19 protein-coding genes are annotated in these 24,853 nt (G+C 55.7%); 12 read left to right on the top strand and 7 right to left on the bottom strand.

What is annotated here, in order from left to right:
* Positions 1-30: 30 nt before the first annotated feature.
* Positions 31-966: a DMT family transporter gene (locus tag FQ179_RS02175; protein ID WP_149395619.1), complete on the top strand. Its 936-nt coding sequence runs from the start codon at positions 31-33 to the stop codon at positions 964-966.
* Here the strand turns inward: FQ179_RS02175 and FQ179_RS02180 are convergent.
* Positions 963-1,859: a LysR family transcriptional regulator gene (locus FQ179_RS02180; protein WP_149395620.1), complete on the bottom strand. Its 897-nt coding sequence runs from the start codon at positions 1,857-1,859 to the stop codon at positions 963-965. The two genes, FQ179_RS02175 and FQ179_RS02180, sit on opposite strands and share 4 nt — an antisense overlap.
* Before the next feature lie 102 nt (positions 1,860-1,961).
* On the opposite strand from FQ179_RS02180, the gene FQ179_RS02185 reads away from it, so the two are divergent.
* Both FQ179_RS02185 and FQ179_RS02190 read left to right on the top strand, forming a co-directional pair.
* Positions 1,962-3,662 (top strand): acyl-CoA dehydrogenase family protein, encoded by a 1,701-nt coding sequence (locus tag FQ179_RS02185; RefSeq protein ID WP_149395621.1) that lies wholly within the window; start codon positions 1,962-1,964, stop codon positions 3,660-3,662.
* A 164-nt stretch (positions 3,663-3,826) separates the two neighbouring features.
* Positions 3,827-4,984, top strand: coding sequence for a CaiB/BaiF CoA-transferase family protein (locus FQ179_RS02190; RefSeq protein WP_149395622.1), 1,158 nt, complete (start codon positions 3,827-3,829; stop codon positions 4,982-4,984).
* Between the two features lie 43 nt (positions 4,985-5,027).
* Here the strand turns inward: FQ179_RS02190 and FQ179_RS02195 are convergent, their stop codons facing one another.
* Positions 5,028-6,209, bottom strand: coding sequence for a patatin-like phospholipase family protein (locus FQ179_RS02195; protein ID WP_149396869.1), 1,182 nt, complete (start codon positions 6,207-6,209; stop codon positions 5,028-5,030).
* A 776-nt stretch (positions 6,210-6,985) separates the two neighbouring features.
* Positions 6,986-7,888, bottom strand: a complete 903-nt coding sequence (locus tag FQ179_RS02200; RefSeq protein WP_149395623.1) for a LysR substrate-binding domain-containing protein — start codon at positions 7,886-7,888, stop codon at positions 6,986-6,988.
* 103 nt (positions 7,889-7,991) lie between these two features.
* On the opposite strand from FQ179_RS02200, the gene FQ179_RS02205 reads away from it, so the two are divergent.
* Positions 7,992-9,068, top strand: coding sequence for a YeiH family protein (locus FQ179_RS02205; protein WP_149395624.1), 1,077 nt, complete (start codon positions 7,992-7,994; stop codon positions 9,066-9,068).
* 287 nt (positions 9,069-9,355) lie between these two features.
* On the opposite strand, the gene FQ179_RS02210 is transcribed toward FQ179_RS02205, so the two are convergent.
* Together FQ179_RS02210 and FQ179_RS02215 are read right to left on the bottom strand one after the other, a co-directional pair.
* Complete coding sequence (locus FQ179_RS02210; protein ID WP_149395625.1) at positions 9,356-9,730, bottom strand: SirB2 family protein; 375 nt, start codon at positions 9,728-9,730, stop codon at positions 9,356-9,358.
* Positions 9,731-9,893: 163 nt separating this feature from the next.
* Positions 9,894-10,760 carry an MBL fold metallo-hydrolase gene (locus FQ179_RS02215; RefSeq protein WP_149395626.1) on the bottom strand — a complete coding sequence of 289 codons (867 nt, stop codon included), beginning with the start codon at positions 10,758-10,760 and terminating at the stop codon, positions 9,894-9,896.
* A gap of 433 nt (positions 10,761-11,193) precedes the next feature.
* Here FQ179_RS02215 and FQ179_RS02220 point away from each other — a divergent pair, with 433 nt between their 5' ends.
* The 6 genes from FQ179_RS02220 to FQ179_RS02245 all read left to right on the top strand — a co-directional run bounded on the left by FQ179_RS02220 (position 11,194) and on the right by FQ179_RS02245 (position 19,472).
* A complete protein-coding gene (locus FQ179_RS02220; RefSeq protein WP_188074484.1) occupies positions 11,194-12,528 on the top strand; it encodes a porin family protein in 1,335 nt (444 codons plus the stop codon).
* On the top strand, positions 12,515-14,110 hold the full coding sequence (locus FQ179_RS02225) for a FecR domain-containing protein (RefSeq protein WP_149395628.1): 1,596 nt from the start codon (positions 12,515-12,517) through the stop codon (positions 14,108-14,110). Before FQ179_RS02220 ends, FQ179_RS02225 begins: the two co-directional genes overlap by 14 nt.
* A 29-nt stretch (positions 14,111-14,139) precedes the next feature.
* Entirely contained in the window at positions 14,140-16,386 is a 2,247-nt protein-coding gene (locus tag FQ179_RS02230; RefSeq protein WP_149395629.1) for a CHASE2 domain-containing protein, read from the top strand.
* Positions 16,386-17,909, top strand: a complete 1,524-nt coding sequence (locus FQ179_RS02235; protein ID WP_149395630.1) for a mechanosensitive ion channel family protein — start codon at positions 16,386-16,388, stop codon at positions 17,907-17,909. The genes FQ179_RS02230 and FQ179_RS02235 overlap by 1 nt, the downstream gene beginning before the upstream one ends.
* 55 nt (positions 17,910-17,964) lie before the next feature.
* On the top strand, positions 17,965-18,765 hold the full coding sequence (cpdA, locus tag FQ179_RS02240) for a 3',5'-cyclic-AMP phosphodiesterase (RefSeq protein WP_149395631.1): 801 nt from the start codon (positions 17,965-17,967) through the stop codon (positions 18,763-18,765).
* A 332-nt stretch (positions 18,766-19,097) separates the two neighbouring features.
* On the top strand, positions 19,098-19,472 hold the full coding sequence (locus FQ179_RS02245; protein WP_149395632.1) for a tautomerase family protein: 375 nt from the start codon (positions 19,098-19,100) through the stop codon (positions 19,470-19,472).
* Between the two features lie 6 nt (positions 19,473-19,478).
* On the opposite strand, the gene norR is transcribed toward FQ179_RS02245, so the two are convergent.
* Positions 19,479-21,146 carry a nitric oxide reductase transcriptional regulator NorR gene (gene norR, locus FQ179_RS02250; RefSeq protein WP_149395633.1) on the bottom strand — a complete coding sequence of 556 codons (1,668 nt, stop codon included), beginning with the start codon at positions 21,144-21,146 and terminating at the stop codon, positions 19,479-19,481.
* A 155-nt stretch (positions 21,147-21,301) separates the two neighbouring features.
* Between norR and FQ179_RS02255 the strand changes: the two genes are divergently transcribed.
* Complete coding sequence (locus FQ179_RS02255; protein WP_149395634.1) at positions 21,302-21,823, top strand: hemerythrin domain-containing protein; 522 nt, start codon at positions 21,302-21,304, stop codon at positions 21,821-21,823.
* Positions 21,816-24,089: a nitric-oxide reductase large subunit gene (locus FQ179_RS02260; RefSeq protein WP_149396870.1), complete on the top strand. Its 2,274-nt coding sequence runs from the start codon at positions 21,816-21,818 to the stop codon at positions 24,087-24,089. The genes FQ179_RS02255 and FQ179_RS02260 overlap by 8 nt, the downstream gene beginning before the upstream one ends.
* Positions 24,090-24,324: 235 nt before the next feature.
* Here the strand turns inward: FQ179_RS02260 and cadR are convergent, their stop codons facing one another.
* Positions 24,325-24,756, bottom strand: coding sequence for a Cd(II)/Pb(II)-responsive transcriptional regulator (cadR, locus tag FQ179_RS02265; protein ID WP_149395635.1), 432 nt, complete (start codon positions 24,754-24,756; stop codon positions 24,325-24,327).
* Positions 24,757-24,853 lie beyond the last annotated feature (97 nt).

Here is a 24,853-nt window from a genome sequence, read left to right on the forward strand (position 1 = left end):
CGTTCGGTTTATTAACCTTTTGTAGCTTTCATGACATCACCTGTTGCCGGTACCGCTTCATCCGTAAATAACAATGAATTCTGGACGGGGTTTATGCTTGCGGGCCTGGGGGCCGTTTTGTTTTCGGCCAAGGCTATTGTGGTCAAGTTTACCTATCAACATGGGGTTGATGCACTGACCGTCATCGGTTTTCGCATGATGATGTCGTTGCCGTTTTTTGCAGCCATTGGCTTTTATCAGGCACGCAAGGCACGCCAGGGCAGGTTGCCGCGTCTTACGCGAAAAGAATGCCTGCAGCTTGTTTTCCTGGGGTTTATTGGGTACTACCTGTCGAGCTTTCTTGATTTTCTGGGGCTGCAATACATTTCGGCGGGCCTCGAGCGGCTGATTCTGTTTCTTTCCCCCACTTTTGTGCTTTTGTTGTCGGCCTTGCTGCTCAACAAGCCCATTAGCGGAAGGCAGTGGCTGGCATTGGGCCTGTCTTATTTGGGCGTGGTCTTTGTTTTTGTACAAGACCTGTCGTTCAGTGGGGCCAGCGTGCTGGTGGGGTCGGCATTTGTGCTGGCCTCTGCCTTCTCGTATTCGTTTTATCTGATCGGCTCTGGCGAGCTTATCAAGCGCGTAGGGTCAACCCGGCTAGTGGCGTATGCCATGTCGGTATCTTCTGTTATTAGCATGGTGCATTTCTTTGGCGTGTATGGCTTGCAGGGGCTGGAGCAGTCTGCAGCTGTTTATCAGTTGTCGCTTATACACGCCATTGTTAATACCGTAGTACCCACCTTTATGATTATGTGGGCGGTGGCGCGCATTGGTGCGCCCATGACCGCGCAGTTGGGCTTGCTTGGGCCCGTATCGGTGCTGTTTCTGGCGGCATGGCTGTTGGGCGAGCCCATTACTACCTTGCAGTTGCTGGGCACGGTTATTACGTTGTCCGGGGCTGTGGTGTTGAGCAAACGCAGGGTTTAGGTGTGTGCGCCGCTGTACGCGGCGCGAATGAGCGCCACGTGGTTGGCTTTGATCTGGGAAAACGGTGCGGTTCGCCATATTAGACTGGTAACCGATTGCTGCTGATGGCGAAAGGGCAGCAACCGTATGCCTGACATGCCGCTGCGCGCAAGGCATGACGGCACGATAGATACGCCCATTTGCTGGGCAACCAGTGACACGACGCTTAGCCAGTGTCGGGCTTCGTACTTTACGGCAGGAAAAAACCCCGCTTTCAGACACATGGAAAACAGTGTCTCGTAATAAACCGGGGAAAGCGCCCTCGAAAAGAAAACAAAGTCTTCCTGGGCGACATCGACCAGGTCGATGTGTTTTCGCTCAGCCAATGGATGAGATGCGGGCAGGCAAATCGAAAATGGTTCAGAAACAAGCTCTGTGCAACTAACTGAATCAGGCACGGGATTGGCGTGGATAAAGCCGATATCGAGCCCGCCACGCTCGACCAGTTCAATTTGCTCCGCCGAGTTGAGCTCCAGCAAAATATGCTCGACGTCAGGGTATTGCTGCCTGCACTGGTGCAGCACGTCGGGCAGATTGCGATAGAGCGCAGAACCTACAAACGCAATTTTCAGCTGACCTTGCAGCCCTGCATCTATACGGGAAACCAGTCTTTTTACATCTGCGTTGCGTTGCAGCAGGTACTGTGCCTCACCGTACAGTGCCCGACCCGCTGGCGTCAGCACGACCTGACGGCTGGAGCGCACGAACAATTGCGCCCCAAGGTGCAGCTCAAGCTGGCGTATGGCGTAGCTAAGTGGCGGCTGTGAAATATGCAGGCGCTTGGCTGCCCGGCTGAAGCTGAGCTCTTCAGCCACCGCAATAAAGTAGCGCAGCAGGCGCGGGTCGAGATCCATGGCGTTTCATCTATATTTGTTTTGTATAGATGATAACAAAACAAGTATTTGTATGAATACATAGAACTTTCTACTATTAGAAAATACCGGAGACAAAACACCATGAATACTGATATCCCTACCTCGAACGCCGCACTTAATATTCCCGACTCACGGGGCATTAATTTATTTTCCACAGATGCTTTTGCCGAGGCCCTGCTGCGCGCTTACCTGCCGCAAGATCTGGCCAGCCATCTGGTGCCGCATTTTGCAGAGCTGGGCAGGCGCGCCGGTGATGAGCTGGATGAACTCGCCAGCGTGGCTGACAAGCATCCGCCTGAGTTGTCGGTAAGAAATCGTGCCGGGCAAGATGCATCGACGATTAGCAAGCATCCCGCCTACGTTGATCTGGAACGAGAGGCATACAGCACGTACGGGCTGGCGGCCATGTCGCATAGGGCGGGGGTGTTGGGGTGGAATGCACCCATGCCTCCCGTCGCCAAATATGCGTTGAGCCATTTGTTTGTGCAGGCTGAGTTCGGGCTTTGCTGCCCGGTTAGCATGACAGACTCGCTGGCGCGTACGTTGAGAAAATATGGTGACCCGGCCCTTGTTGAGCAAGTGCTGCCACAGATAACGTCGCTGGATTTCGACACTCTGCGTCAGGGCGCTATGTTCATGACGGAGCAGGGTGCAGGTTCGGATGTCAGCGCCACCGAAACCCAGGCCGAGCAAGAGGCAGATGGCCGCTGGCGTTTGCATGGCGATAAGTGGTTTTGTTCAAACCCCGACGCGGGCTTTGCCATGGTGCTGGCGCGCAGCGAAGAGGCGGCTGATCTGGCCGGTATTTCGCTGTTTTTGTTGCCGCGTGAGCTTCCGGATGGCACACATAATTATTACCGTATCCTCAGGCTGAAAGACAAGCTGGGTACGCGCTCCATGGCCAGCGGTGAAATCCGTCTGGAAGGCGCCTATGCATGGCTGGTGGGTGAACGCGGGCGCGGCTTTCAGCAGATGGCCGACATGATCAACAACTCTCGCCTGTCTAACGGCATGCGGGCGGCAGGCCTGATGCGGCGTGCTTTCACGGAGGCTTTGTTTTTTGCGCGCAACCGTCGTGCCTTCGGTAAAAGACTGGTAGACATGCCGCTGATGCAGCGTCAGCTGCTAAAAATGTTGGTGCCCACCGAGCAGGCAAGATCGCTTATGTTCCAGACGGCAAAGGTTCTTGACCGTGCTGATCACGGCGAAGCGCAGGCCAAAAAGCTTGTGCGTATTCTCACGCCATTGATTAAGTTCAGAGCTTGCCGTGACGCGCGCAAGGTCACGGGTGACGCCATGGAAGTGCGCGGTGGTTGCGGCTACATCGAAGAGTGGGTTGAGCCGCGGCTGGTTCGTGACGCGCATTTAGGCTCTATCTGGGAAGGCACCAGCAATATCGTGGCGCTGGATGTGCTGCGCGCCATACGACGTAACGGCTGTCTGGAGCCACTGCGCGACTACGTTGAACAGTTGCTTGAAGATGGGGTGCCTTGCGATGTTTCACGGCGCGACGCCCAGCAGCAGGCCGTGGACGGCGCCTTCCGCCTGGCCGCTCATGCCGCACCTGATGAAAATTCCTCGCTTGCCCGGCAGGCTGCCTCTGCGCTCTACCACGTTGTGTCTATGGCAGCCATGCGCTGGGAAGCCCGCCACGAAGGCCTGCAGGCCAGGACGCTGCTGGCCGATCTGGTGCTCGTCCATAAGCTTTCAGTGTCTGATCCGTTCGCAGTGCCGGAAGATGCAGGCGTTTATTTAGAACTGTTGAAATCGTCCGAAAAATAGTCGGTACAGAGCCCGTCGACTTCGTCGCTCGCCAACACGCTGAAAGTTCAGGGTATTGTGGTGGCTGTAGACAGAAAGCCTGATGGGCTACGGATGTTTATTGACACAGAGGTCAATAAATGGAAAACAGTAATTGAAACTGCAGGCATAACGCTTGATTAATTATGACTATCACTGAAAAGAACTCCTCCGGTGCGCTGGCTGGTTGCAAAGTTATCGATCTGTCGCGCGTGCTCGGCGGCCCCTATTGCACGCAAATTCTTGGCGATCATGGTGCCGAGGTGTTCAAGGTCGAGCCACCGTCTGGCGACGAAACACGCGGCTGGGGGCCACCATTTCTGGATGGCACAGCGTCTTATTTTATTGGCGTAAATCGTAATAAATATGGCCTGTCGCTTGACTTGTCGCAGCCTGACGGTCAGGCATTTCTGAAGAACCTGTTGCAGGATGCCGACGTACTTGTTGAAAACTTCAAGCCAGGCACACTCGAAAAATGGGGTTTGGGTGTTGACGTGCTGCAAGCGCAGTTTCCCAGGCTGGTACATTGCCGTATTAGCGGCTTTGGTGCAGATGGCCCTCTGGGCGGCTTACCGGGTTATGACGCCTGTGCGCAGGCTATGTGTGGCCTGATGAGCGTTAATGGAGAGGGCGACGGCGAGCCTACGCGTGTAGGTCTGCCTGTGGTCGACATGGTCACCGGGCTAAACGCGGCGCTGGCTATTTTGCTGGCCATTAACGAGCGGCATGCCAGCGGTAAAGGGCAGTTTTTGGACATCACACTGTTTGACTGCGCGATTTCGTTGCTGCATCCGCATGCTGCCAATTATTTCTATAGCGGGAAGGTGCCTGAGCGCACCGGAAATGCCCACCCCAATATTTCTCCTTATGATTCATTTCCGACGGCAGAGGGCGAAATTTTTCTCGCCGTCGGCAACAACCGTCAGTTTGAAATCATGGCGGGCGTACTTGGGTGCCCAGAGTTGGCATCAGACCCACGCTTTGGTACGAATGCCGACAGGCTAATAAACCGGGCCGCGCTAAGGGCCATGCTTGTGCAGCAGCTTTCCGGCCATGTGGCCGCCGATCTGGCGCAACGGCTATTGCAAAAAGGGGTACCCGCAGCACCTGTGTTGAACGTAGAGCAATTGCTGCAGCATCCGCACACCCGGCATCGCAACATGGTGCTTGAACAAGGGGCTTACAAAGCCATAGCGTCGCCGATTAAACTGTCAAGAACACCCGCTACGCTGCGCCGTCTTCCGCCCGATTTCAGCGAACATACTGAGGTGGTGAGGGCGTGGCTGGAGAAGCCGAAGCACTAAATGACAGCAGATCAGCAGGTCAGTTGGCCCGTAGGTCGGCAGTTCAACTTGCGCCGGCGATGGGGACGTCGGCGTTTTGCCGCGCCTGCTCGGTTGCATCGCGGTGGATGTCATGGGTAATAAAGCCCGAAGCATTCTGCGGCATGTCTAGAATGCCTTGTCGTGCCAGCGTCTGGTTGATGTCGTCCAGCCCGCTTGACCAGTGAGTTCGCATGGTTGAAGGCCCAAACTGGAAGTCTTTGTAGTTACATTCGTAAGGCTGATTGCGATAGATCAGGTGTATGACGTTATAGCGTTTTTGGCTGCCCAGGTCGGCTGCCAGATGGCGGTACAGGTTTACGTCATCGCCCCCTTCGGGCAATTGCTTCAGAAGGCTGTGCACCATGTGTCGAAGGTGTTGTTCCCAGCGCATCTGCTCGGTAATCATGCGAGTACGGCTCGAGTATTGAATATCTTTGATGCGGTCAGATACTTCACCCATATTGTCGGGAACTTTGCCTCGTGCGCTCCAAAGGTCAACCTGAAATACCAGCGTGTCGCGCGGAGGTCGTGTGCTGAGTATCTGACTAAGTGGCGTGTTGGAAACCAGCCCACCATCCCAGTAAAATTCGCCATCGATTTCAACGGGCGCAAAAGCCGGCGGCAAGGCGCCTGAGGCCATAAAGTGTTCAGGCAGCAGGGTGATTTCTGTATTGTCAAAATATACAAAGTTGCCGGTGCGGACATTGACGGCACCCACTGAAACACGCTGCTGTCCCGAGTTGATGCGATCAAAGTCGCACACACGTTCGAGCGTGGCCTTTAGTTCGCGGGTGTCGTAGTAGCTGGCTTGTTCGGGGCGGCCTGGCAGCGCCATGGAGGGCGGTGGAAACCGAGGCTTGAAAAAGCCCTGTTGGCCACCCAGCATGGCACTGCCGGCCTGCAGAGCGCTCAATGCTGTTCGTGTCGTGTCATTGATGCCAAATAGTGTCCCCTCAATAAACGGTATAAGGCCAAAGTCATTGTTGGGCTGACAAATGGTTTCCCAGAAGTCGCGCAAACGTTCAATGCGTTTTTCGGGTGGGTTGCCCGCGATAATTGCTGTATTCAGCGCGCCAATCGAAATGCCTGAGATGAAATCGGGTTCTATCTTTGCATTGAGCAGGCCCTCAATAACCCCTGCCTGGTAGGCACCTAGAGCGCCGCCACCCTGCAACACAATTGCCACGCTTTCGTAGGGTGGCATGCCATTGGGGCGTGGTGTGGCGTGTTCAGGTAAGCGGCCAGTGGCGTTGTCAACGCTGGCCTTGGTGGGTGGCGCAGGGTTTTGCAGTGTGTTTTCAGTGGTTTTTGTGTCAACCACCAGTGTTTTACTGGCACGCTTATGTACCGTATTACTGGCTTGTGGCGAGAGCGTTCGTGAAGTTTGGGCGGCAGGTTCAGGTTTTTTGCTGCGTACCGGCGTTGCAGAGGCAGCCTTGGCTGACGCCGGCTTTGCCTTTCGGGGTTGTGTTGTATCTGCCTGGTGCCTTGCGGCTTTTTTTGCAGACTGCTTGGTGGCTGTGGCTGTGGCTGTAGTTTTGGTAGGCTTTTGCGGCTTGCTGGCCTCTTCCTCTTTGACGGTGGATACTTTTTTCGCCGTGCGAGGTTTTTGAGAAGCCTGCGCCGCCTGTCGCTCGCGGCGAACGGCAGAAGTGCTGCCAGGCTTTTTGAGAAAGAGGTCTTGTTGGCTCATTGCAAGGGGCCCGCCACATCAGTGAAAGAACAACAATACCATTTTAGGTACGCCGAGTTCGTCATACCTCACTTGGCGCAAAAGGCAATATCACGTTAGTCATTGCGGCGGTGCGTGCTCAGGTTCGGGGTTATAGGTCCGTGGCGAAATGCGAGCGCTTAGCCCCGGTGTTCTGAGGTTGTGGCGTAAATGCGGGTGCTTAGCTGCGGTTTTCTAGAGCTGTGGCATAAATGCGAGTGCTTAGCCCCCCCCCCCGTGTTCTAAGGCCGTGGCATAAAAGCCGGTGCTTAGCCCGCAGCGTCAGAAGGTGTGCCAAGCAAGCTGCTGAGAAAACATTCGATCAGTGCGCCGCGATAGCGTGATTTATGCAACACCACCGAGAGCCGTCGGCGCAGATCAAGAAATGGCGTATGAAGAATGCACAGACGGCCGACCGCTACGGCGTCGGTAATGGCAAATTCGGGCAGGCACGCAATGCCCATGCCTGCGATCACAGCCTGCTTGATCGCCTCGACCTGGCCAAGTTCAAGCACGATTTGTCCCGGGGGCAGTACGCTGAGTGCCTGCTCGGTTTGTGTCCGCATGGCGGAACCGGGCTCGCGCAGTATCCAACGGGCATCTTTGAAATGATGGGCCTTTAATGGCTTTTTGCCAGCCAAGAGATGGCTGGGTGCGGCGCAGACCACAAGCGCATCTTCTCGCCACGGAAAGGACTCAAGCTGGGGATGGTTAATCGGGCCCTCGATACAACCTACATCGAGTCGATGCGCCACCAGGCCGGCAGCAATGGTGGCGGTGTTTTCGACACTGACCTGCAGCGAAACGTTGGGTTGGCTGGCAGCAAAGGGGCCTAGCAAGTCGCCGACAAGATAATTACCAATGGTATTGCTGGCACCGACGCGCAACTCGCCTGACAGGCTGCGGTTGTCGGTGTCGGAATATTGCGAAAGCTCATGCACACGTTCTATGACTTCTTGAGCCATAGGAAGCAACTCTTTGCCCCGTGAGCTGAGCCTTAGCCGACCGCGTTCGCGGTCAAAAAGCTGCACGTTAAGCAGACGTTCAAGTTCGGCCAGCGCCATGCTGACGGCGGGCTGTGTGACATACAGGCGCTCGGCCGCTGCGCGTACCGTTCCGGTCGACGCAATGGTCACAAAAACCTCGAGCTGTTTGATGGAGATTGCTAGCATAAATAAAGTTTATACGATAAATAAAAAAACATGAATTTATTTATTGAGCGCGCGATCTTAAAATTACTTATCGTTATTAACATATATAGCATCGGGCTCATACATGACAACCTACAATTCAGCGCAGCCGCTGGACGCATCGTCCCACACGGCGAAAAAAAAGCAGGCGCATCGCCAACATTCAGCGCCGAAAGTACCTTCGCTCGTTTACGGACTTGCGCTGGCCATGCTGCTGGGCCTCGTAGCCATGGTGCTGGGCAGATGGATGCCTATTATCGGTGGCCCGGTGTTCGGCATTGTGCTGGGGATGGCCATCCGCAACACAATGGGGGTCGGCACTATGTTCCAGCCAGGCCTGCGCTTTGCGTCCAAACAGATACTGCAGTGGTCTATTATCGCGCTTGGCTTCGGTCTTAGCCTTCAACAGGTAGCCAAAACCGGTGCAGAGTCACTGTGGGTGACGTTAATTACCATTACTGTGGCCTTTGTGTCGGCGGCGTTGTTGGGCAAGTGGCTGGGTATCCCTTCTCGTCTCAAGATACTGATTGGTGTTGGCACGGCTATTTGTGGCGGTTCGGCCATTGCCGCGGTTACGCCCATCATCAAGTCTGAAGATCACGAAACGGCATTCGCTATTTCGACAATCTTTCTCTTTAATGTGGTCGCCGTCCTCACCTTTCCATTAATGGGGCACTGGCTGGGCATGTCTGACACGGGGTTTGGCATGTGGGCCGGCACCGCGATCAACGATACGTCATCGGTTGTTGCAGCGGGTTATAGCTACAGCGTGGCTGCGGGTGATTATGCAACCATAGTCAAGCTCACACGTGCGACGTTGATTATCCCTATTTGTATTGTGCTGGCTGGCATCATTGCCTGGCGCGAAAAGAAAAGCGGTGGCGCCAAGGTGGGGCTGCGTCGGATATTTCCGTGGTTTATCTTGTGGTTTTTGGTAGCTTCGGCGGTGCGCTCATCCGGCTTGATCCCCGAGAGTCTTGATTTTATTCTGAAGTTTCTTGCGCAGTTTCTTATTGTCGTGGCACTGACTGCCATCGGGTTGTCGTCAGATCTTCGTAACATGGTTCGTGCAGGTTTCCGGCCTATTGTTCTGGGGCTGGGTGTTTGGGTAGCCGTGGCCGGAAGCAGCCTGGTGGTGCAGCACTTTATGGGCACCTGGTAAGTAGCTTAAGCCCTAGTTGTTAACAAAAAAGCCAGAGCTTCCTGGCTTTTTTGTTGCTTAATGGCCGATTATTGCGGCCGTTCAGGGTGCAGAAAACGCGGAGTGATGGGCACGGCCAGGTTTTGTACGGGCCCCTGGCGATGCACGCTAAACTCTGGGGCACTGTGCCCAGTGAGGCTTACCCGGCGCGTCGGTGCCCTCAGGCAAATCAGACCGTGAGCCTTGTCCCGTTCGCAGGCGCGATCAGGTAAATCAGACCGTGAGGCTTACCCGGTACACAGACGCGATCAGGCAAACCAAGATAAAGGGCTGTGGCTCAAGGCAATGCCAATAATGTACGCAAAAATAGCGATGGCAATGATGGCGGCAATGGCACGGCTCTTTGGCGTCTTGCCGCGTTTTATGGCGATCGTGCCAACGCCGATATAAAACAGCAATCCCACAATTTTTGCGAGAATCCAGGGCTGTTCTGGCCCGATGACGGCAGCCAGCGTTACGCCAGCCACCAGCAAAATCGTATCAATGATGTGGGGCAGTATTCTAACTGCCTTGTTTCGCAGCTTGTCCGAATCGATAACTGACCAATAAGAACGAAGTGCAAAGAGCAAAATACTGAGCGTCACGGCAGTGACGTGCACGTGTTTGATAAGTAGATAATTCATGAAAAAGGCAGGCTGCTTTAGATAAGTGGTCGGAGGGTGCTGTGGCCTTGCGCGCAATGGGCAAGCGCCTGCAGCAAAACAGCCGTAATGCTAACAGTTAAGCATAGACCACGCTAAAAAACCCTAAACCTGCAGGGGCCAGCTCTGACCTCATCGGGCTAAGTTAAAGCTGGTTTAGTGGTATTTTCAAATAGCTGACACCATTGTCTTCGGGCGGTGGCATCTTGCCTGCGCGAATATTGACTTGAATCGCGGGCAAGATTAGCGTAGGCATACCCAGCGTTTCGTCGCGTGCAGTGCGCATGCTGACAAACTCGTCTTCGCTGATGCCATCACGCACATGGATATTGTGTTGTCGCTGATCAGCCACCGTGCAAGTAAACGTCGCTTTGCGTGTCTCTGGCGGGTAGTCATGGCACAGAAACAGACGGGTATCATCGCCCAGTGCCAATAGTCGTCTAATGGATTGGTATAGTTGCCGAGCATCACCATCAGGGAAATCGCATCGTGCTGTACCGACGTCAGGCATGAAAAGCGTGTCACCGGTAAACACGCCCAGGTCATGCACTTGGTACGCCATATCAGCCGGAGTATGCCCCGGTACATGCATGACGGTCGTGGTCAGGCTGCCTATGCTAAAGCTGTCGCCCTCTGCAAACAGGTGGTCAAACTGCCCACCCGTCGGTGAAAACTCGTCCTCGAGATTAAAAATCGCTTTGAAATTGCCCTGTACCTGACAGATGTGCTGGCCGATGGCAGTGCGACCGCCCAGCTTGCGCTTGAGGTAGGCGGCGGCAGAAAGATGGTCAGCATGTGCATGCGTTTCAAGTATCCATTGCACAGTCAGCCCGTTTTCCTGGACGAAGTCTATGATTTTGTCGGCAGAGTGCGTGGTGCTGCGGCCTGATTTAGGGTCGTAGTCAAGCACCGAGTCAATGATGGCGCACTGAGGTTCACCTGGCTTGTACACGACATAAGAAAAGGTAGAGGTCTCGTCGTCGAAAAAGGCCTGTGCGCAGGGTGAAGTCATGAGCAAACCTCTGTAAATTCAGTGCGAAGCATCTGAGGCGGGAGAGCGAGCGGTGGGCCGATGTGTGGAAACCAGATGCACCACCGTCAGGCACGCCTTTCATCTGACGCCTTTCATTGCCCAGCCATTCACGTCGAAAAATCCCCCCAGATTGCGGGACACCTGATGTGTCAGCCACAGCAGGCGAAATTTCTATATTTCGTTTAGGTATTAGCAAATTTATTGTAGCTATTAATGCACGGGCGTGAAAGTGCCGGGTTTTTTCTAATGGTTTTCCTGTATGCCACCGGTCTTTATCGTGTCATATTGTGGAATTTCGCCTTTCTCCCGTCTGTTTGAACGGGGCCATTTGTGTATCTATGTCCTACTATGCCCCGGTCGCGCGCCATACGTTTGAGCAATGGCATGCATTACAGAACGCTGGAGCAAATCGATGAGCAGGTGGAAGTTTGGCTGGGCCCTGTGCCTGATGTCGGTGGCGGCGCATGCAGCGCCGGCACCTGCAGACACTGAGTTGCTGGCACGTGCCCAGGACTGGTTGCAAAATGGTCAGGGGCGTACGGCCTATGGCATGCTTGAACCGCATGAGTCTGAGCTGGCTGGCGTGCCGGCTTACGACTACCTGCTGGGGCAGGCTGCCCTTGCAGCAAAACAGCCCACGCGCGCCGCTTTGGCGTTTGAACGCTGTCTGGCGGTTCAGCCGCTTAACGGTACCTGTAGGTTGGGCATGGCCCGGGCACACATGGCACTGTCTGAAGTGGACAGTGCCCGCATCGAACTTGACACTATTTCTCGCTCGGCGCCACCTGAGCCGGTGCAGGATGCGGTATCCCACTATCTGGGCCTGTTGTCGAACACCAAACAATCCAATAATGATCGTCGACTGTCCAGCTACCTCGAGGTGGGCATGGGTTACGACAGCAATATCAATAGCGCGACGTCAACCGCAGATATGGCACTGCCGGCCTTTGGTGGCGCGGTGTTTACCTTGAGTCGTGATGGCCGCAAGCGCAGCAGCGGCTTTAACCGGGCGGCCTTTAACCTGCGGTATTCTGCGCCGCTGTCCGAAAATTGGCGTTATTTACTGGAAACCAATATTGCTGGCACGGGCAACTGGGCAACACAAGACTACAACACCATAGTTTCTGACGTGTCGGCCGGCGTGGTCCGGCAAGCTGATCGGCATCAGTTCAGCGCCCGCCTGTTGGCGCAGCACTATGCCCTGGGTGGCCACACGTATCGCAATACGGTAGGCGTGTTGGGGCAATATGCCTATGCAGTGTCTGAGCGCAGCGAATTTAGCGCCTTTACTCAGGCCAGCCAATTAAGCTACCCCGACCAGAATCTGCGCAATGCCAATCGTTACACCGGCGGCGTCTCCTGGTCGCAGGCGTTTGCCAACGACCGCGCTGTCGCCTATGGCAGCGTATATGGCGGCTGGGAAGATACCCGTCGTAGTGGCGCACCCCAAGATTTTGCCTACGGCTTTTCGGGGGTGAGGGCAGGTGGTCTTTATTTGTTTACCCCGCGCATCAAACTTGAGGCTGGGGTGGGTGCCGAGCGGCGCATAAATGACGGTAAAGACGCGCTGTTTGAGACGCGCCGTCGTGCAACGCTTTACGACGCCTTTTTGGGGCTTGACTACGCCATCAATCGTAAATTGTCGCTGAGGCCACAGTATCGATTCAACCATAGCGATGCCAACACCCCTTTGCGCGATTTTCAGCGTCATGTATTTACTATGAATTTACGCTATGAACTATTTTAAATTCGGGCGCGGGCTGTTATTTGCAGGCCTCATGGTTTTTGGCACCAACGTGTCAGTGGCCGAGACAGTGGCCTCCGTTCGGTTTGCCAGCGGGTTGGTGACGGCAACTGCAGTTTCGCAGCCTGCACGCACGCTTGCCAAAGACGACGGTATTGAAAACGGATCGCGTATTGAGACCGCTGCAAACGGCCGGGTGCAGATGCGTTTTACCGACGGTGGTCTGGTATCGCTAATGCCGGACAGCACGTTTTCGGTTGATGATTATGCATACCAGGAAGGCGCCGACGACGGCTCACTGGTGTTCGGCCTGCTGCGAGGCGGGTTGCGCACCATGACGGGCGCCATCGGGAAAACGCGGCATGAGGGATATCAGCTGAATACGCCCGTAGCCACGCTGGGTATACGCGGCACGCAGTTTACGGTAGTGCTGAACCCGCCAGACACCCTGCGGGTGCATGTTGGCGAAGGTAAGGTGGTGATCACCAACGCCAGCGGCACGCTTGAAGTACCCGCAGGACGCAACGCGGTTGTGACCTTGGGCTCCGCGCCCGAGTTCACTGAGCAGGGGCCTATGTATAGGGCGACTGCACCGATGGGCGATAGGTTGGTGGCGACAGGGGTTGTGAGGCACGACGTGCTGATTGGTCCGCCGCTGACTGATCAGGACATTCTCAGAAGTATCGATGATTTTAAACCCTTGCCGCCTGAGTCACCTTCTGTGAATCCAGCACCGGTAGAACCGGGGCCTATAGCCCCGACGCCGATAGACCCAATACCTGTAGACCCAACACCGATAGATCCGACACCGATAGATCCGACACCGATAGATCCGGGGCCCGTCGGACCTCCGCCGAGTGCCTTCTTGTCTGACGGGCCGGGCTATACAGCAGCTGGTGCACTCTACAGTACATCCACGGGGCCGGGCACGTGGCAGCAAGGCATGTCTGGTAGCGGCCTGACGGCCGAGTTTGATCCTGCAACAGGCGGCTTGCTGTCATTGGGCGACTTCCCCTCTTTGCCGGTGGTCTCGCCGGGAGAGTTTGAGACCTCCCATGTGGTAACGCGTGGTGCGTTAAGCTGGGGAGACTTCAGCTATGGGTCCGGTACCATAGCTGGCAATTCGGTGTCCATGGTGGATGGCGGCCAGTACATGCCTTATGTTGTAGGCTTGGCCGCAGACAATATACCCACCACAGGCACGCTTTATTACAGCCTGGATGGCGCGACATCAGTGCGTGGCATGCAGGGCGAACCTCTGGCGGAAGCACTGCTTGAACAGTTCGATCTAGGCCTGAATCTGAGTAACCAGACGTATACACTGGACATGCGTCTGAACACCAGCGATTTTGGCATTTATAACGCGGTGTCCAACGGTGGGTCATGGACCGGATCGCCCAACGGCTTCCGGTTTGATGACAGCGTGGTGTCCAATGCCGATGGCTGCAGCTATGGTTGCCGATTAGAGGTCGAAGGGTTTGTCGCTGGCCATAACGCGACGCAGGCCGGAGTGGGGTACCTATTGATCGACAATGACCATGCCTTTATAGGTGCCGCAGGCTTGGTTGGGGGCGAAGGGCTATAAATGGCCTATGAAGGCACGTACACTTCGTCATGACGCGTGCGGCCGCCTTCCGGTTTGCCGTGCGGCAGCATCAGACTGTGCTGGGCAGTCTTGTGTTGCTGATGGTGTGCCTGTTGCTGCAGTTGGCTACGTTATCGGCCCCCTCGCGAGGTGCCGTACCCAACCGGCTCGACGCCTTGCTGTACGACTGGCGTTTTCAGTTGCTGCCCCCGCAGCGCGCGCTGCAGCTTCCCATAGTTATCGTCGATCTTGATGAGTTTACCCAACAGCGCGAGGGGCGCTGGCCCTGGGACAGAGCGAAAGTCGCCCAATTACTGGATGCGCTGCGCGCAAACGGGGCGGCGCTGATCGGGCTGGACATGGTTTTTTCCGAACCAGGTGCCAACCCGGTTGAGTCCGTGCTGGCCACGCCTGAGCTTAGCCATGCGGCTCGTGCAGAACTGGCGGTGGTCGCTGAGCATTACGATGGCGATGCAACGCTGGCACAGAGACTGTCCCATGACGTCGTGCTGGGGTATTTTCTGCACGCCGAAGGGGTGCGCAGCGGTGAATTGCCGCTACCGTTTCTCGAGCTTGGGTCAGACAGAGACCTCTTGTCACTGCCCAACATGCCTGACTACACGTCCAATTTGCCCGTTCTGACGGAGAGTGCCCCCAACGCGGGTTTTATTACGGCTATTCCGGACGCGGATGGCATTGTGCGACGCGCACCTCTGGTCATGCGACAGGGCGATGGCGTCTATGCTTCGTTAACCCTGGAAATGGCCCGGCTTGCATTGGGTGCACCGTGGGTCAGGCTAAGCCTTGCGCCCAGTGCCGGGAATTCACTGGTCACTGGCGTACATCTCGGCAAGCAGGTCTGGGCACCGCTGGACACAGACGGCAATATGCTGGTTCCCTATCGGGGCGCAAGCAAATCGTTTACCTATATTTCTGCGACACGTGTGTTGCGCGGCGATGCGCTCGCGCCAGAATTGGCAGCTCTGGACGGCGCGCTGGTGCTGGTGGGTACATCGGCGCTGGGGTTGGCTGACCTGCGTACCATCCCCCTGCAAACCGCCTATCCGGGTGTTGAGGTGCATGCCAACGTGCTTGATACGCTGCTGCAGGCAGGGCTGGGCCATGATGTTTTCTACCACAGGCCTGACTGGGAGCCAGCGGCGACGCTATCAATGCTGTTCGTCTCGGGGCTAGCCCTGGCATTGCTTCTGGCGGGGCGTTCGCCAGCTGCCATGCTGGGCATATCGGCCATATGGCTGGCCATGACCATAGGCATCAATTTCGTCTTTTGGCACTATGGGCGCATCGCATTGCCTCTGGCCATGCAAACACTGCTGGTGCTGTTGTTGGCCGGTTTCAATATTGCCATGGGTTTTTTGCGTACCAGCCGTCAGAAGCGCGAGATCCAGGGCATGTTTGGCCAATATGTACCCCCCGAGCATGTGGAACGCATGTTGGCCAACCCTGAGCTGGCCTCCTGGCAAGGCGAGCACAAGCAAATGACGGTGTTGTTCGCCGATATCCGCAACTTTACGGCCTTGTCGGAAGCCCTGTCTCCGGCGGAGCTAAAACATTTGCTCAATCGCTACCTGACCGCCATGACCGCCATTATTTTTGAAGCGCGCGGCACCATAGACAAATATGTGGGTGATATGGTCATGGCTTTTTGGAATGCACCGCTCGAAGATGCGAATCATGCGACCCATGCCGTCGCCGCCGCGTTAGCCATGCAGGAGCGCATGAAGACACTTATGCAAGAATTCGAAGCCGAGGGTTTGCCTGTTTTTGCCATAGGCATAGGTATCAGTACCGGCATGATGAACGTCGGTGATATGGGTTCGGATTACCGTCGCGCCTACACTGTGCTGGGTGATAGCGTCAATCTGGGGGCCCGGCTTGAAGGCTTAACCGGTTATTACCAGACACCTATTTTGGTCAGCCCCACCACGCGTGATAAGGCACAAGGTTTTACTTACCGACCGGTTGATCTGATACGCGTAAAAGGAAGGCAAGAGCCCGTACTAGCCAGCCAGCCTGTATGTGCAAGTGATGAAACAGACCCCAAGACGCGGGAGCACATTATGCAGTTCGAGCAGGCGCTAAGGTGTTACCAGGCGCGCGACTGGGACGATGCCCGAACCGTATTGCAGGTGCTGCAACAACAAGACCCGCCCAGGCGCAGGCTGTACACCATTTATCTTGAGCGCATGTCTGCACAAAACCCCAATAATCTGCCCACGCACTGGGCGGGTGTTTTCGATCATGAGGCCAAATAATGAGCCCTATGCTGACTGTTTTCGCCGGGTATCTGTCTGATGCATGGAGGCCTTTTTACTGGCCGCTGATTGTCATCAATCTGATATTTGGCATGCTGCTATGGCGTGTTGCACGCCGCATGTTGCTGTACACATTGCAGGGCCTGTTGTTGTTCGTGCTTTTGCTGGTGTTTAGTGCGTGGGCAGCCATGGCAGATTCCCCGGGGCTGGCCCATGGTCTGGGCGAAGCGGCCACCATTGTGCTGGGTATTTTGCTAATCCGTCTGGCGGCTTTAGCAGTGTTTCGTCTGGTTATGGTGCGCATGGGCATGCACCCACCGCGCATTCTGGAAGAGTTGCTGATTCTGGTTGCCTCGTTGGGCTGGCTGGTGGTGCGCCTGGCCCATGCAGGGCTGGATCTCAGTGGTCTGCTGGCCAGCACGGCCGTTATTACTGCCGTGCTGGCCTTTGCCATGCAGGATACGCTGGGCAATATTCTTTCAGGCTTGGCTTTGCAGCTGGATCACTCCATACACATTGGCGACTGGGTACAAACGGAGACGGTAAGCGGCAGGGTAATGCAAGTGCAGTGGCGCTATACAGCCGTGCGTACGCTGTTTGGCGAAATGGTGCTGATCCCCAACAGTACACTGATGAAGTCGCAGGTAATGCTGACCGGAGGACAGTCAGTGCCCCGGCGACTTCGTACGGTCCTGTTTTATTCTGGCTTCGAGCTGGAGCCCAATAAGGTGGTTGAAGCCGTTGAGCATGCTTTTGCCGCAACTGAAATACCTCATGTTGCCCGTGTGCCGTCACCTGTCTGTGTGGTGCACGATTTTGCCAATGGGGTGGTGTGTTATGCGGTGCGGTACTGGCTGACGAACCCTGAGGCGCCTGGCGGCTCCGACTCGTTGATCCGCCAGCATTTGTATGCCTTGTTCAGACGTCAAAACTGGCGCCTGGGTGCGCCATCGCAAGACTTGCGTGTCAGCAGCCCGCAAGGCGCAGTGCCTGACGATGAGCCTGAGCAAGCTATTAAGCAGCGCCTGGATATGTTGGGCGGCATCTCATTGCTTAACCCGCTTACTGAAGATGAGAGACGGGAGCTTGCCGTAAGGCTACGCTTTTTGCCCTACCTTAAGGGCAGCATTATTGCCAGTCAGGGAGACGTTGGCGACTGCCTGTTTATTATTACTGAGGGCACGGTCAAGGTTGATGTGGAGGCCAATCATCAACGCCGTGGCGTTGCGACGCTCGGCGTTGGCGACGTCATGGGCGAAATGAGTGTCATGACGGGGGAGCCTCGCCGCGCAACCCTTCAGGCTGGCACCGATGTAAGCTGCTACGCGTTAAGCAAGGATGATTTTGAATCAATACTGCACGGTCGCCCCGAGTTGGCCGATGCCTTTGCCCAGTTGCTGGCGCAGCGTAGCCAAGAGCTGCAGCAAGTAAAAACCAGCATGCCTGTCACCAATGTTGCCGTCCAGAAAGCCGCCATACTTGATCGAGTACGGCGTGTCTTCGGGCTGGCCGGTGATGGTTAGCCCACCTTTTTAAATTATGTCTGGCGGCGCTGAGGCGCCAGCAGGCTCGAGTTACATGCAATCATCTTTTTTTGTGGTACAGATCTCCGACCCCCATTTGCTTGCCGACCCCGAGGGGTGTCTGCTGGGCGTCAATACGGATCACAGTTTGCGCGGCGTCATCGACGATATCAAGCGTCGGGAGCCCCAGATTGACGTGGTGCTAGCCACCGGCGATATCGCGCAGGACGGTTCAGTGCAAGCCTACGAGCGCTTTTTGCATCATGCCAGTGATATCAATGCGCCCGTGTACGGCCTGCCTGGCAATCATGATGACGGCGACACCTTGCGGTCGGTTTGGCAGGCACGACTTGATCCGGTGGTTGAACTTGGTAATTGGTGCATTGTTCTGCTGGATTCCAGTGTGCCGGGCTCTAATAGTGGGCATTTGGCGCAGAGCCAGTTCGATGTATTGCAGACAGCGGCAATGCAGGCGCACGACCGCCACATACTGGTTGCGGTGCACCACAACCCTGTGCCCACGGGTAGCCCCTGGCTCGACAGTATGACGATAGATAACGGTGATGCACTATTTAAAATGCTTGAGCGCCTGCCCAATGTGCGCTGCCTGCTCTGGGGGCATATTCATCAAGAATATGACGACGTCCATCAATACAGCCCGACCCATGGTTTGCGCCTGCTGGCTTCGCCTTCGACCTGTGTGCAATTTAAGCCTTACAGCAAGACTTTCGAACTGGATACGGTATCGCCGGCCTATCGCTGGCTGCGCCTGCATGCCAACGGCGATGTGGAAACCGGCGTACAGCGAGTAGAAGGCCTGGGTGTTTACCCCGACCTCGGCGGTACAGGGTATTAATACCTGAAGCGGCTATTTGGTCTATATTTCAATAACCCAAACACGGCGGCACGAAGTATTACTGATCTCATTTGATCTGGTGGGCATGCAGTGTGCTGCTCCCAGGCCAGGCCCGGTGCGCGACAAGCTGCACCAGCGCTATTCATGAGCGCGTTGATGCCGTGCCTGACTGAGGTAGTCAACGATTGCCCTTGTCGTGTTCCATGCGTCCAACAGATGGTGAGGGCTCGCTCAATGGTTTGCCTGCTGCACAGCTAGACGGCTTTGCCTTTAGCGCTCAAGCGGCGATAATCGCTTGCTTAACGTTCAAATTAAACTAATCAAGGAGCATCATGCCGTACGTCATCATATCCGCCAGTCAGGGTCTGCCTGCCGATCAGAAAAAACAGTTGCTGCAAGGCGCCAGCGATGCGGTTGTCGAAAGCATAGGCGCTCCGCTCACAAGCGTGCGGGTCATGCTGCACGAACTGGGTAACGGGCATTATTTAAATGCCGGCGTATTTGACACCCAGGCGCTTATGTACCAGGTTGACTTCATCGAAGGCCGAACCGAAGAGCAAAAAAGTGCATTGATCGCTGCCCTGAGCCGTTCAGGCAATGCCGTTACCGGCATGCCAGAAAGCGAGGTCAGGGTGAGGGTGGTTGATTACCCCAAAGCCAACATGGGCATGGCTGGGGGCGTCAGCGCCAAACAGGCTGGTCGCTAAGCCGTACTACTTCAGGCCCAGCTTTCGGGCCAGCTTGTGCAGGTTGCTGGAGTCGAGCTCAAGCGCTCGGGCGGCCTGTGCCCAGTTGTTTTGCGTGGCCTGTAGCGCGTGCTCTATGGCACTACGCTGAAATGCTTCAGTGGCCGCACGCAGCGGCAACAGCGCGGTATCGAGCACAGGGTTGCTGTTGGCGATGGGCGCGCTGTATGCCACCCCTTCGTTGATGACAATTGGCGGAGAACCATAAAAGGGCTCTACCGCATACAGGTCGTCATCTGCAGACGAAAGGCCCGGCGGGGCAGCGGCGGCAGCATACACCTCGGAAGGCAGCGGTTCGGCGTGGCCTGCTGTTGGGGCGGAAGGGATGTCGAGGTCAAGCACCTCAGGAGGCAGGGTCAGTATTTGGTCACGTGAGGCGCCCCGGCTTAGCAGCTTGAGCGCTGCGCGACTAATTACATGCTCAAGCTCACGCACATTGCCTGGCCATGAATACGTCATGAGCGCTCGTTCTCCGGCATAAGACAGCCGCAGCCCGCGTAGCCCAAGTCGGGCGCGATTGAATTCTAAAAAATGACCGGCCAGCAGTAGTATGTCGCGCCCGCGCGTGCGCAGCGGCGGTATATGAACCGGGTATACCGAAAGACGATGGTAGAGGTCAGCCCGAAAATGCCCCGCCAGGGTGTTTTCTTTAAGATTGCGATTGGTAGCTGCAATAATGCGCACATCGGTTTTGATCAGGCCGTCGGCGCCCAGGCGTTGAATTTCGCCATTTTGCAGTGCGCGCAGCAGCTTGGCCTGTATCGACAGAGGCAGTTCACCCACCTCATCAAGAAATAGCGTACCCCCTCGTGCGGCCTCGAAGCGTCCCGCCCGGTCATTGGTGGCGCCCGAAAATGCACCCTTTACATGGCCGAAGAGCTCGCTCTCGGCCAGTGACTCAGGCAAGGCCGCACAATTAACGTGAATCATGGGTTTGTCATGCCGACGGGAATGGCGGTGCAATCTGCGGGCAAACAGCTCTTTTCCCACCCCGGTTTCACCCAATAGCAGTACCGGCAGATCAGAGTCTGCGACTACGTCGAGTTCGTGCAGTAAATGCGAGATGGCAGGGCTTTCGCCGAGGATTTCGCTTTCGTCGATAAACTGGGAAGTTGGGTTGTTACTGCTGCCGAGCTGGCGCAGATTGCGATTTTCGCGCTCTAGCGAAGTTACCCGTATGCCCGCTTCGAGTACAAGGGCTGCGTGCTGCAGCCTGACCCTTGCGCCTGCATCAAATGTGCCCGTCGTGAGGGCGTCGAGTGTGATGGCGCCCCAGAGCTTTCCCTCTATATACAGGCTCATGCCGAGGCAATCATGAACGGGCAGGGGAGAACCCTTGCGGTCGTCGAGCAGACCATCGTAGGGGTCGGGCAGCACACTGGCCGGGTCAAACCAGGTGGGCTCGCGCCGGGAAAGAATGGTGGCAAACCGTGGGTGCTGGGCGACGACAAAACGACGGCCCAGCGCGTCATGGGCCAAACCTGAGGCAGCAACCAGCCTTAGAGAGTCGCCATCCAGGGCCAGCAGCCCGACGGCATCGCATTGCCAGTGTTCGCGCAAGACATGCACCGCACGTTGCAGCCGTACGGCGTTAGGCAGATCGTTGACCAGATCGGCCAGTAGTATTTGTTCCATGCGGTAAATTATACCCTGACAGGGTTTTATTTACCCTGAAGGCTTAGGGTAGTGTTTACCCTAGTGTATTACGGTGCCTGATTCATAAGCAAAAAAAAGTTGGCATCATTTTTGCGTATGCCCTTGCAAGCCCATTTTTTTGCAAGGTAAGCAGCATGGAACATCAACAGTCTGTCCAGCCTGACAGTGCACACTGGAAGCAAGCACCCGTGGCAGAGCTGGTCGACTTCATTGTGAACCGCTTTCACAGCGGCCACCGTGAACAGCTGCCTGAACTCATCCGCGATGCCCGTCGTGTCGAGTACGTGCATGCCGGCCAGCCGCGCTGCCCCGTCGGCCTGACCGAGGCGCTCGAAGACTTTTACCAAGAGCTTGAAAGCCACATGACCAAAGAGGAGCGTGTGCTTTTTCCATTGTTGGTTGTCGGTCGTGAGCGCGATGCCCGTATGCCGATTTCGGTAATGCGCTTTGAACATGCCTACCACGCCGACTCTCTGAAAGCGATTCAGGATCTGACCGGTGGGGTAGAACCCCCTGCGCATGCCTGCGCGACCTGGCGCCGCCTTTACACCAATTTACAGCGGTTCAGCCAAGAGCTGGGCCGACATATTCAACTGGAGAACGAAGTGTTGTTTTTTAATGCCTCACAAGAAGCAGAAGGAGCTCATGATGCGTGAGTATAAGAAGTTATGGTGGCTATTGCTGGCTGTACTGGCCATCACATTTGCCGTATTGGGATGGAGTGGTGTAGAAATCTATCGCCAGGTGCCGCCTATCCCGCAGAAAGTAGTGACGCCATCAGGAAAGCTTCTGATGACTCAGGAAACGATTCTCGACGGGCAAACTGCCTGGCAAAGCACAGGTGGCATGCAGGTTGGTTCGATCTGGGGGCATGGCGCCTACCAGGCACCAGACTGGACAGCAGACTGGCTGCACCGCGAGTTAATGGCCTGGCTCGAGATTGCTGCTCAGGAAGAGGCGGGCGTTCCATTTGCCCAGTTATCAGTGGATCGGCAGGCAGCTCTGAAAGAGCAGGTTAAGACCGAGTACCGTACGAATACTCTGGACAGCTCGGGCACGGTCACAGTCAGTGAGCGACGGGCCGCCGCCATGGCCGAAACGTCTGACTATTACGTCAAGCTCTACGGTGATGATCCTGCATTCCAGAAAACCCGGTCCAACTTTGCCATGAAGGAAGGCACACTGCCCAGCCTTGAGCGGCGCGAAGATTTGACCAAGTTTTATTTCTGGACAGCGTGGGCAGCGACCACGCAGCGACCCAACGCCGACGTCACGTATACCAACAACTGGCCCCATGAGCCGCTGGTGGGTAATCACCCCTCAGCAGCCAACGTGTTGTGGTCGCTTGCCAGTGTGGTTTTCCTGATCGCCGGTATTGGCTTTTTGGTCTGGCTTTGGGCGTTCACTCAGCGTCATGAGCCTGAGCCTGAGGCACCCAAGAGAGACCCATTGACCATAGGTCCTCTGACGCCGTCGCAGCGCGCTCTGGGCAAATACTTGCTTATGGTGGTGGCTTTATTTGTTGCACAGGTGATGCTGGGCGGGTTTACCGCGCACTATACGGTCGAAGGGCAAACTTTTTACGGCATTGACGTGTCGCAGTGGTTCCCTTATTCACTGACACGTACCTGGCACTTGCAAACGGCGCTGTTCTGGATTGCGACCGGGTTTCTGGCGGCTGGCCTGTTTCTTGCCCCTGTTATTAATGGCGGTAAAGATCCCAAGTATCAGAAGCTGGGTGTCGACGTGCTCTTTTGGGCGCTGATCGTACTGGTTGTTGGCTCGTACATTGGCAACTTCCTGGCCATCAAACACATCATGCCCGAGCATCTTAATTTTTGGCTTGGTCACCAGGGTTATGAGTATCTTGAGCTAGGCCGCGTTTGGCAAATTGTGAAGTTTCTGGGCCTGGCCTTCTGGCTCGTGCTGATGCTGCGCGGTATGCTACCCGCCTTCAAAAAGGGCGGCGACAAAAATCTGTTGGCATTGCTGGCTGCTTCCACGATTGCCATTGGCTTGTTCTACGGTACTGGCCTGTTTTATGGCGAGCGCACTCACATCACCATCATGGAATACTGGCGCTGGTGGGTGGTTCACCTGTGGGTAGAGGGCTTTTTTGAGGTCTTTGCCACCACAGCGCTTGCCTTTATCTTTGCCACCATGGGCCTGGTTTCGCGTCGCGGTGCAACGGTCGCCAGCCTGGCCGCTGCGTCGCTGTTCATGTTGGGTGGTGTGCCCGGTACGCTGCATCACATGTACTACTCGGGTACCACAACGCCCATTATGGCAATTGGCGCCAGCTTCAGCGCACTTGAAGTGGTACCGCTGATCTTGCTTGGCTACGAAGCATGGGAAAACTGGCGCCTGAAAACACGCGCTGTCTGGATGGAAGCTGTAAAGTGGCCGCTCATGTGCTTTGTATCCGTGGCGTTCTGGAACATGCTGGGTGCTGGTGTGTTTGGCTTCCTGGTTAATCCGCCATTGGCGCTGTTTTACATCCAGGGTCTGAACACAACGCCCCTGCATGCACATGCTGCACTGTTTGGTGTGTATGGCTTCCTGGCGCTGGGCTTTACGATGCTGGTTCTGCGCTACATCGTTCCTGGCTTTGTCTTCAATGAAAAGCTCATGCGTACGGGTTTCTGGGGCTTGAACCTGGGCCTGGTTCTTATGATCTTTACCAGCCTGCTGCCAATTGGTCTGATCCAGTTCTACGCAAGCGTTACTGAAGGCATGTGGTATGCCCGCAGCGAAGAGTTCATGCAGCAACCTCTGCTGCAGACACTGCGCTGGGTCCGTACTTTCGGCGACATGGTGTTTATCGTGGGTGCACTTGCGATGTTCTGGCAAGTTGTCATCGGTTTGTTCGGTCGTCAGAAGCAGGCTCCCGTCGGCTATGGCGTACCTGCTGCCGCTGAGTAAATACCTCTTGGGGTAATGTAAGCAGGGCTGCCTTCGGGCAGCCCTTTTTTTGCGTGGCGGTTTTGGCTTGGTTGAGAGTGACTGCATAGCCAGGGGAGGTTAACTGGCCTTATGTATGGTGATACAAACGGCGCCCGTTTGGTTTTTTTGCGATATGCAAAAAGATACTGGGTGTTGCAACGACCGGTTGAATCTGCGTACCAAACCGCGCTTTAACAGTGGGCTTAGTGCGGGTTCAGCCTAAATGGGTGTCTGACGGCATTTTTTCACGGGTCGGCATAGCGACCAGGCCAAGGATAATGCCGCAGTCTTCAACAGCCTGGGGGTTGGCGCAGCGCCGCCTGAGCGTGGAGAGCTGGTCGCGCAGGCGTTTGAGTTCAGCCAGCCTGACATTGACGTGGTTGATGTGTTCATCGAGCAGGGCGTTGACGGGGCCACAGTTGTCGTGCGGACGATCAATATAGGCCAGCAGGCTGCGAATTTCATCATGCGTCATATCGAGGCTGCGGCAGTTTCTGATGAAACGCAGCCGCTCGAGATGCTGTTGTTCATAACTGCGGTAGTTGGCCTCGGTACGCAATGGTTCTGGCAGCAAGCCTTCTTTTTCGTAGAACCTGATGGTCTCTGTGCCGCAGTTGGCGGCTCTGGCGAGTTCGCCGATTTTCATAGTGACTCCGAGTGGAAATGCTTAAAGTTACTTTAAAGTATGCGCTTAGTTGTCGCAAGTGTATTATGCGCTTGACCTTGTAGCCACTTTAGGGTTT

Source organism: Pusillimonas sp. ANT_WB101, assembly GCF_008369125.1.
Classification (GTDB): Bacteria; Pseudomonadota; Gammaproteobacteria; order Burkholderiales; family Burkholderiaceae_B; genus Allopusillimonas.

Coding starts and splice junctions, on each gene's coding strand:
- FQ179_RS02215 (WP_149395626.1), bottom strand. CDS start 10,760: ATGACTTCACCCTGCGCACAGGCCTTTTTCGACGACGAGACCTCTACC.
- FQ179_RS02245 (WP_149395632.1), top strand. CDS start 19,098: ATGCCGTACGTCATCATATCCGCCAGTCAGGGTCTGCCTGCCGATCAG.
- FQ179_RS02205 (WP_149395624.1), top strand. CDS start 7,992: ATGACAACCTACAATTCAGCGCAGCCGCTGGACGCATCGTCCCACACG.
- cadR (WP_149395635.1), bottom strand. CDS start 24,756: ATGAAAATCGGCGAACTCGCCAGAGCCGCCAACTGCGGCACAGAGACC.
- FQ179_RS02190 (WP_149395622.1), top strand. CDS start 3,827: ATGACTATCACTGAAAAGAACTCCTCCGGTGCGCTGGCTGGTTGCAAA.
- cpdA (WP_149395631.1), top strand. CDS start 17,965: ATGCAATCATCTTTTTTTGTGGTACAGATCTCCGACCCCCATTTGCTT.
- FQ179_RS02200 (WP_149395623.1), bottom strand. CDS start 7,888: ATGCTAGCAATCTCCATCAAACAGCTCGAGGTTTTTGTGACCATTGCG.
- FQ179_RS02230 (WP_149395629.1), top strand. CDS start 14,140: ATGACGCGTGCGGCCGCCTTCCGGTTTGCCGTGCGGCAGCATCAGACT.
- FQ179_RS02195 (WP_149396869.1), bottom strand. CDS start 6,209: ATGCCACCCTACGAAAGCGTGGCAATTGTGTTGCAGGGTGGCGGCGCT.
- FQ179_RS02220 (WP_188074484.1), top strand. CDS start 11,194: ATGAGCAGGTGGAAGTTTGGCTGGGCCCTGTGCCTGATGTCGGTGGCG.
- FQ179_RS02185 (WP_149395621.1), top strand. CDS start 1,962: ATGAATACTGATATCCCTACCTCGAACGCCGCACTTAATATTCCCGAC.
- FQ179_RS02235 (WP_149395630.1), top strand. CDS start 16,386: ATGAGCCCTATGCTGACTGTTTTCGCCGGGTATCTGTCTGATGCATGG.
- FQ179_RS02225 (WP_149395628.1), top strand. CDS start 12,515: ATGAACTATTTTAAATTCGGGCGCGGGCTGTTATTTGCAGGCCTCATG.
- FQ179_RS02210 (WP_149395625.1), bottom strand. CDS start 9,730: ATGAATTATCTACTTATCAAACACGTGCACGTCACTGCCGTGACGCTC.
- norR (WP_149395633.1), bottom strand. CDS start 21,146: ATGGAACAAATACTACTGGCCGATCTGGTCAACGATCTGCCTAACGCC.
- FQ179_RS02180 (WP_149395620.1), bottom strand. CDS start 1,859: ATGGATCTCGACCCGCGCCTGCTGCGCTACTTTATTGCGGTGGCTGAA.
- FQ179_RS02255 (WP_149395634.1), top strand. CDS start 21,302: ATGGAACATCAACAGTCTGTCCAGCCTGACAGTGCACACTGGAAGCAA.
- FQ179_RS02260 (WP_149396870.1), top strand. CDS start 21,816: ATGCGTGAGTATAAGAAGTTATGGTGGCTATTGCTGGCTGTACTGGCC.
- FQ179_RS02175 (WP_149395619.1), top strand. CDS start 31: ATGACATCACCTGTTGCCGGTACCGCTTCATCCGTAAATAACAATGAA.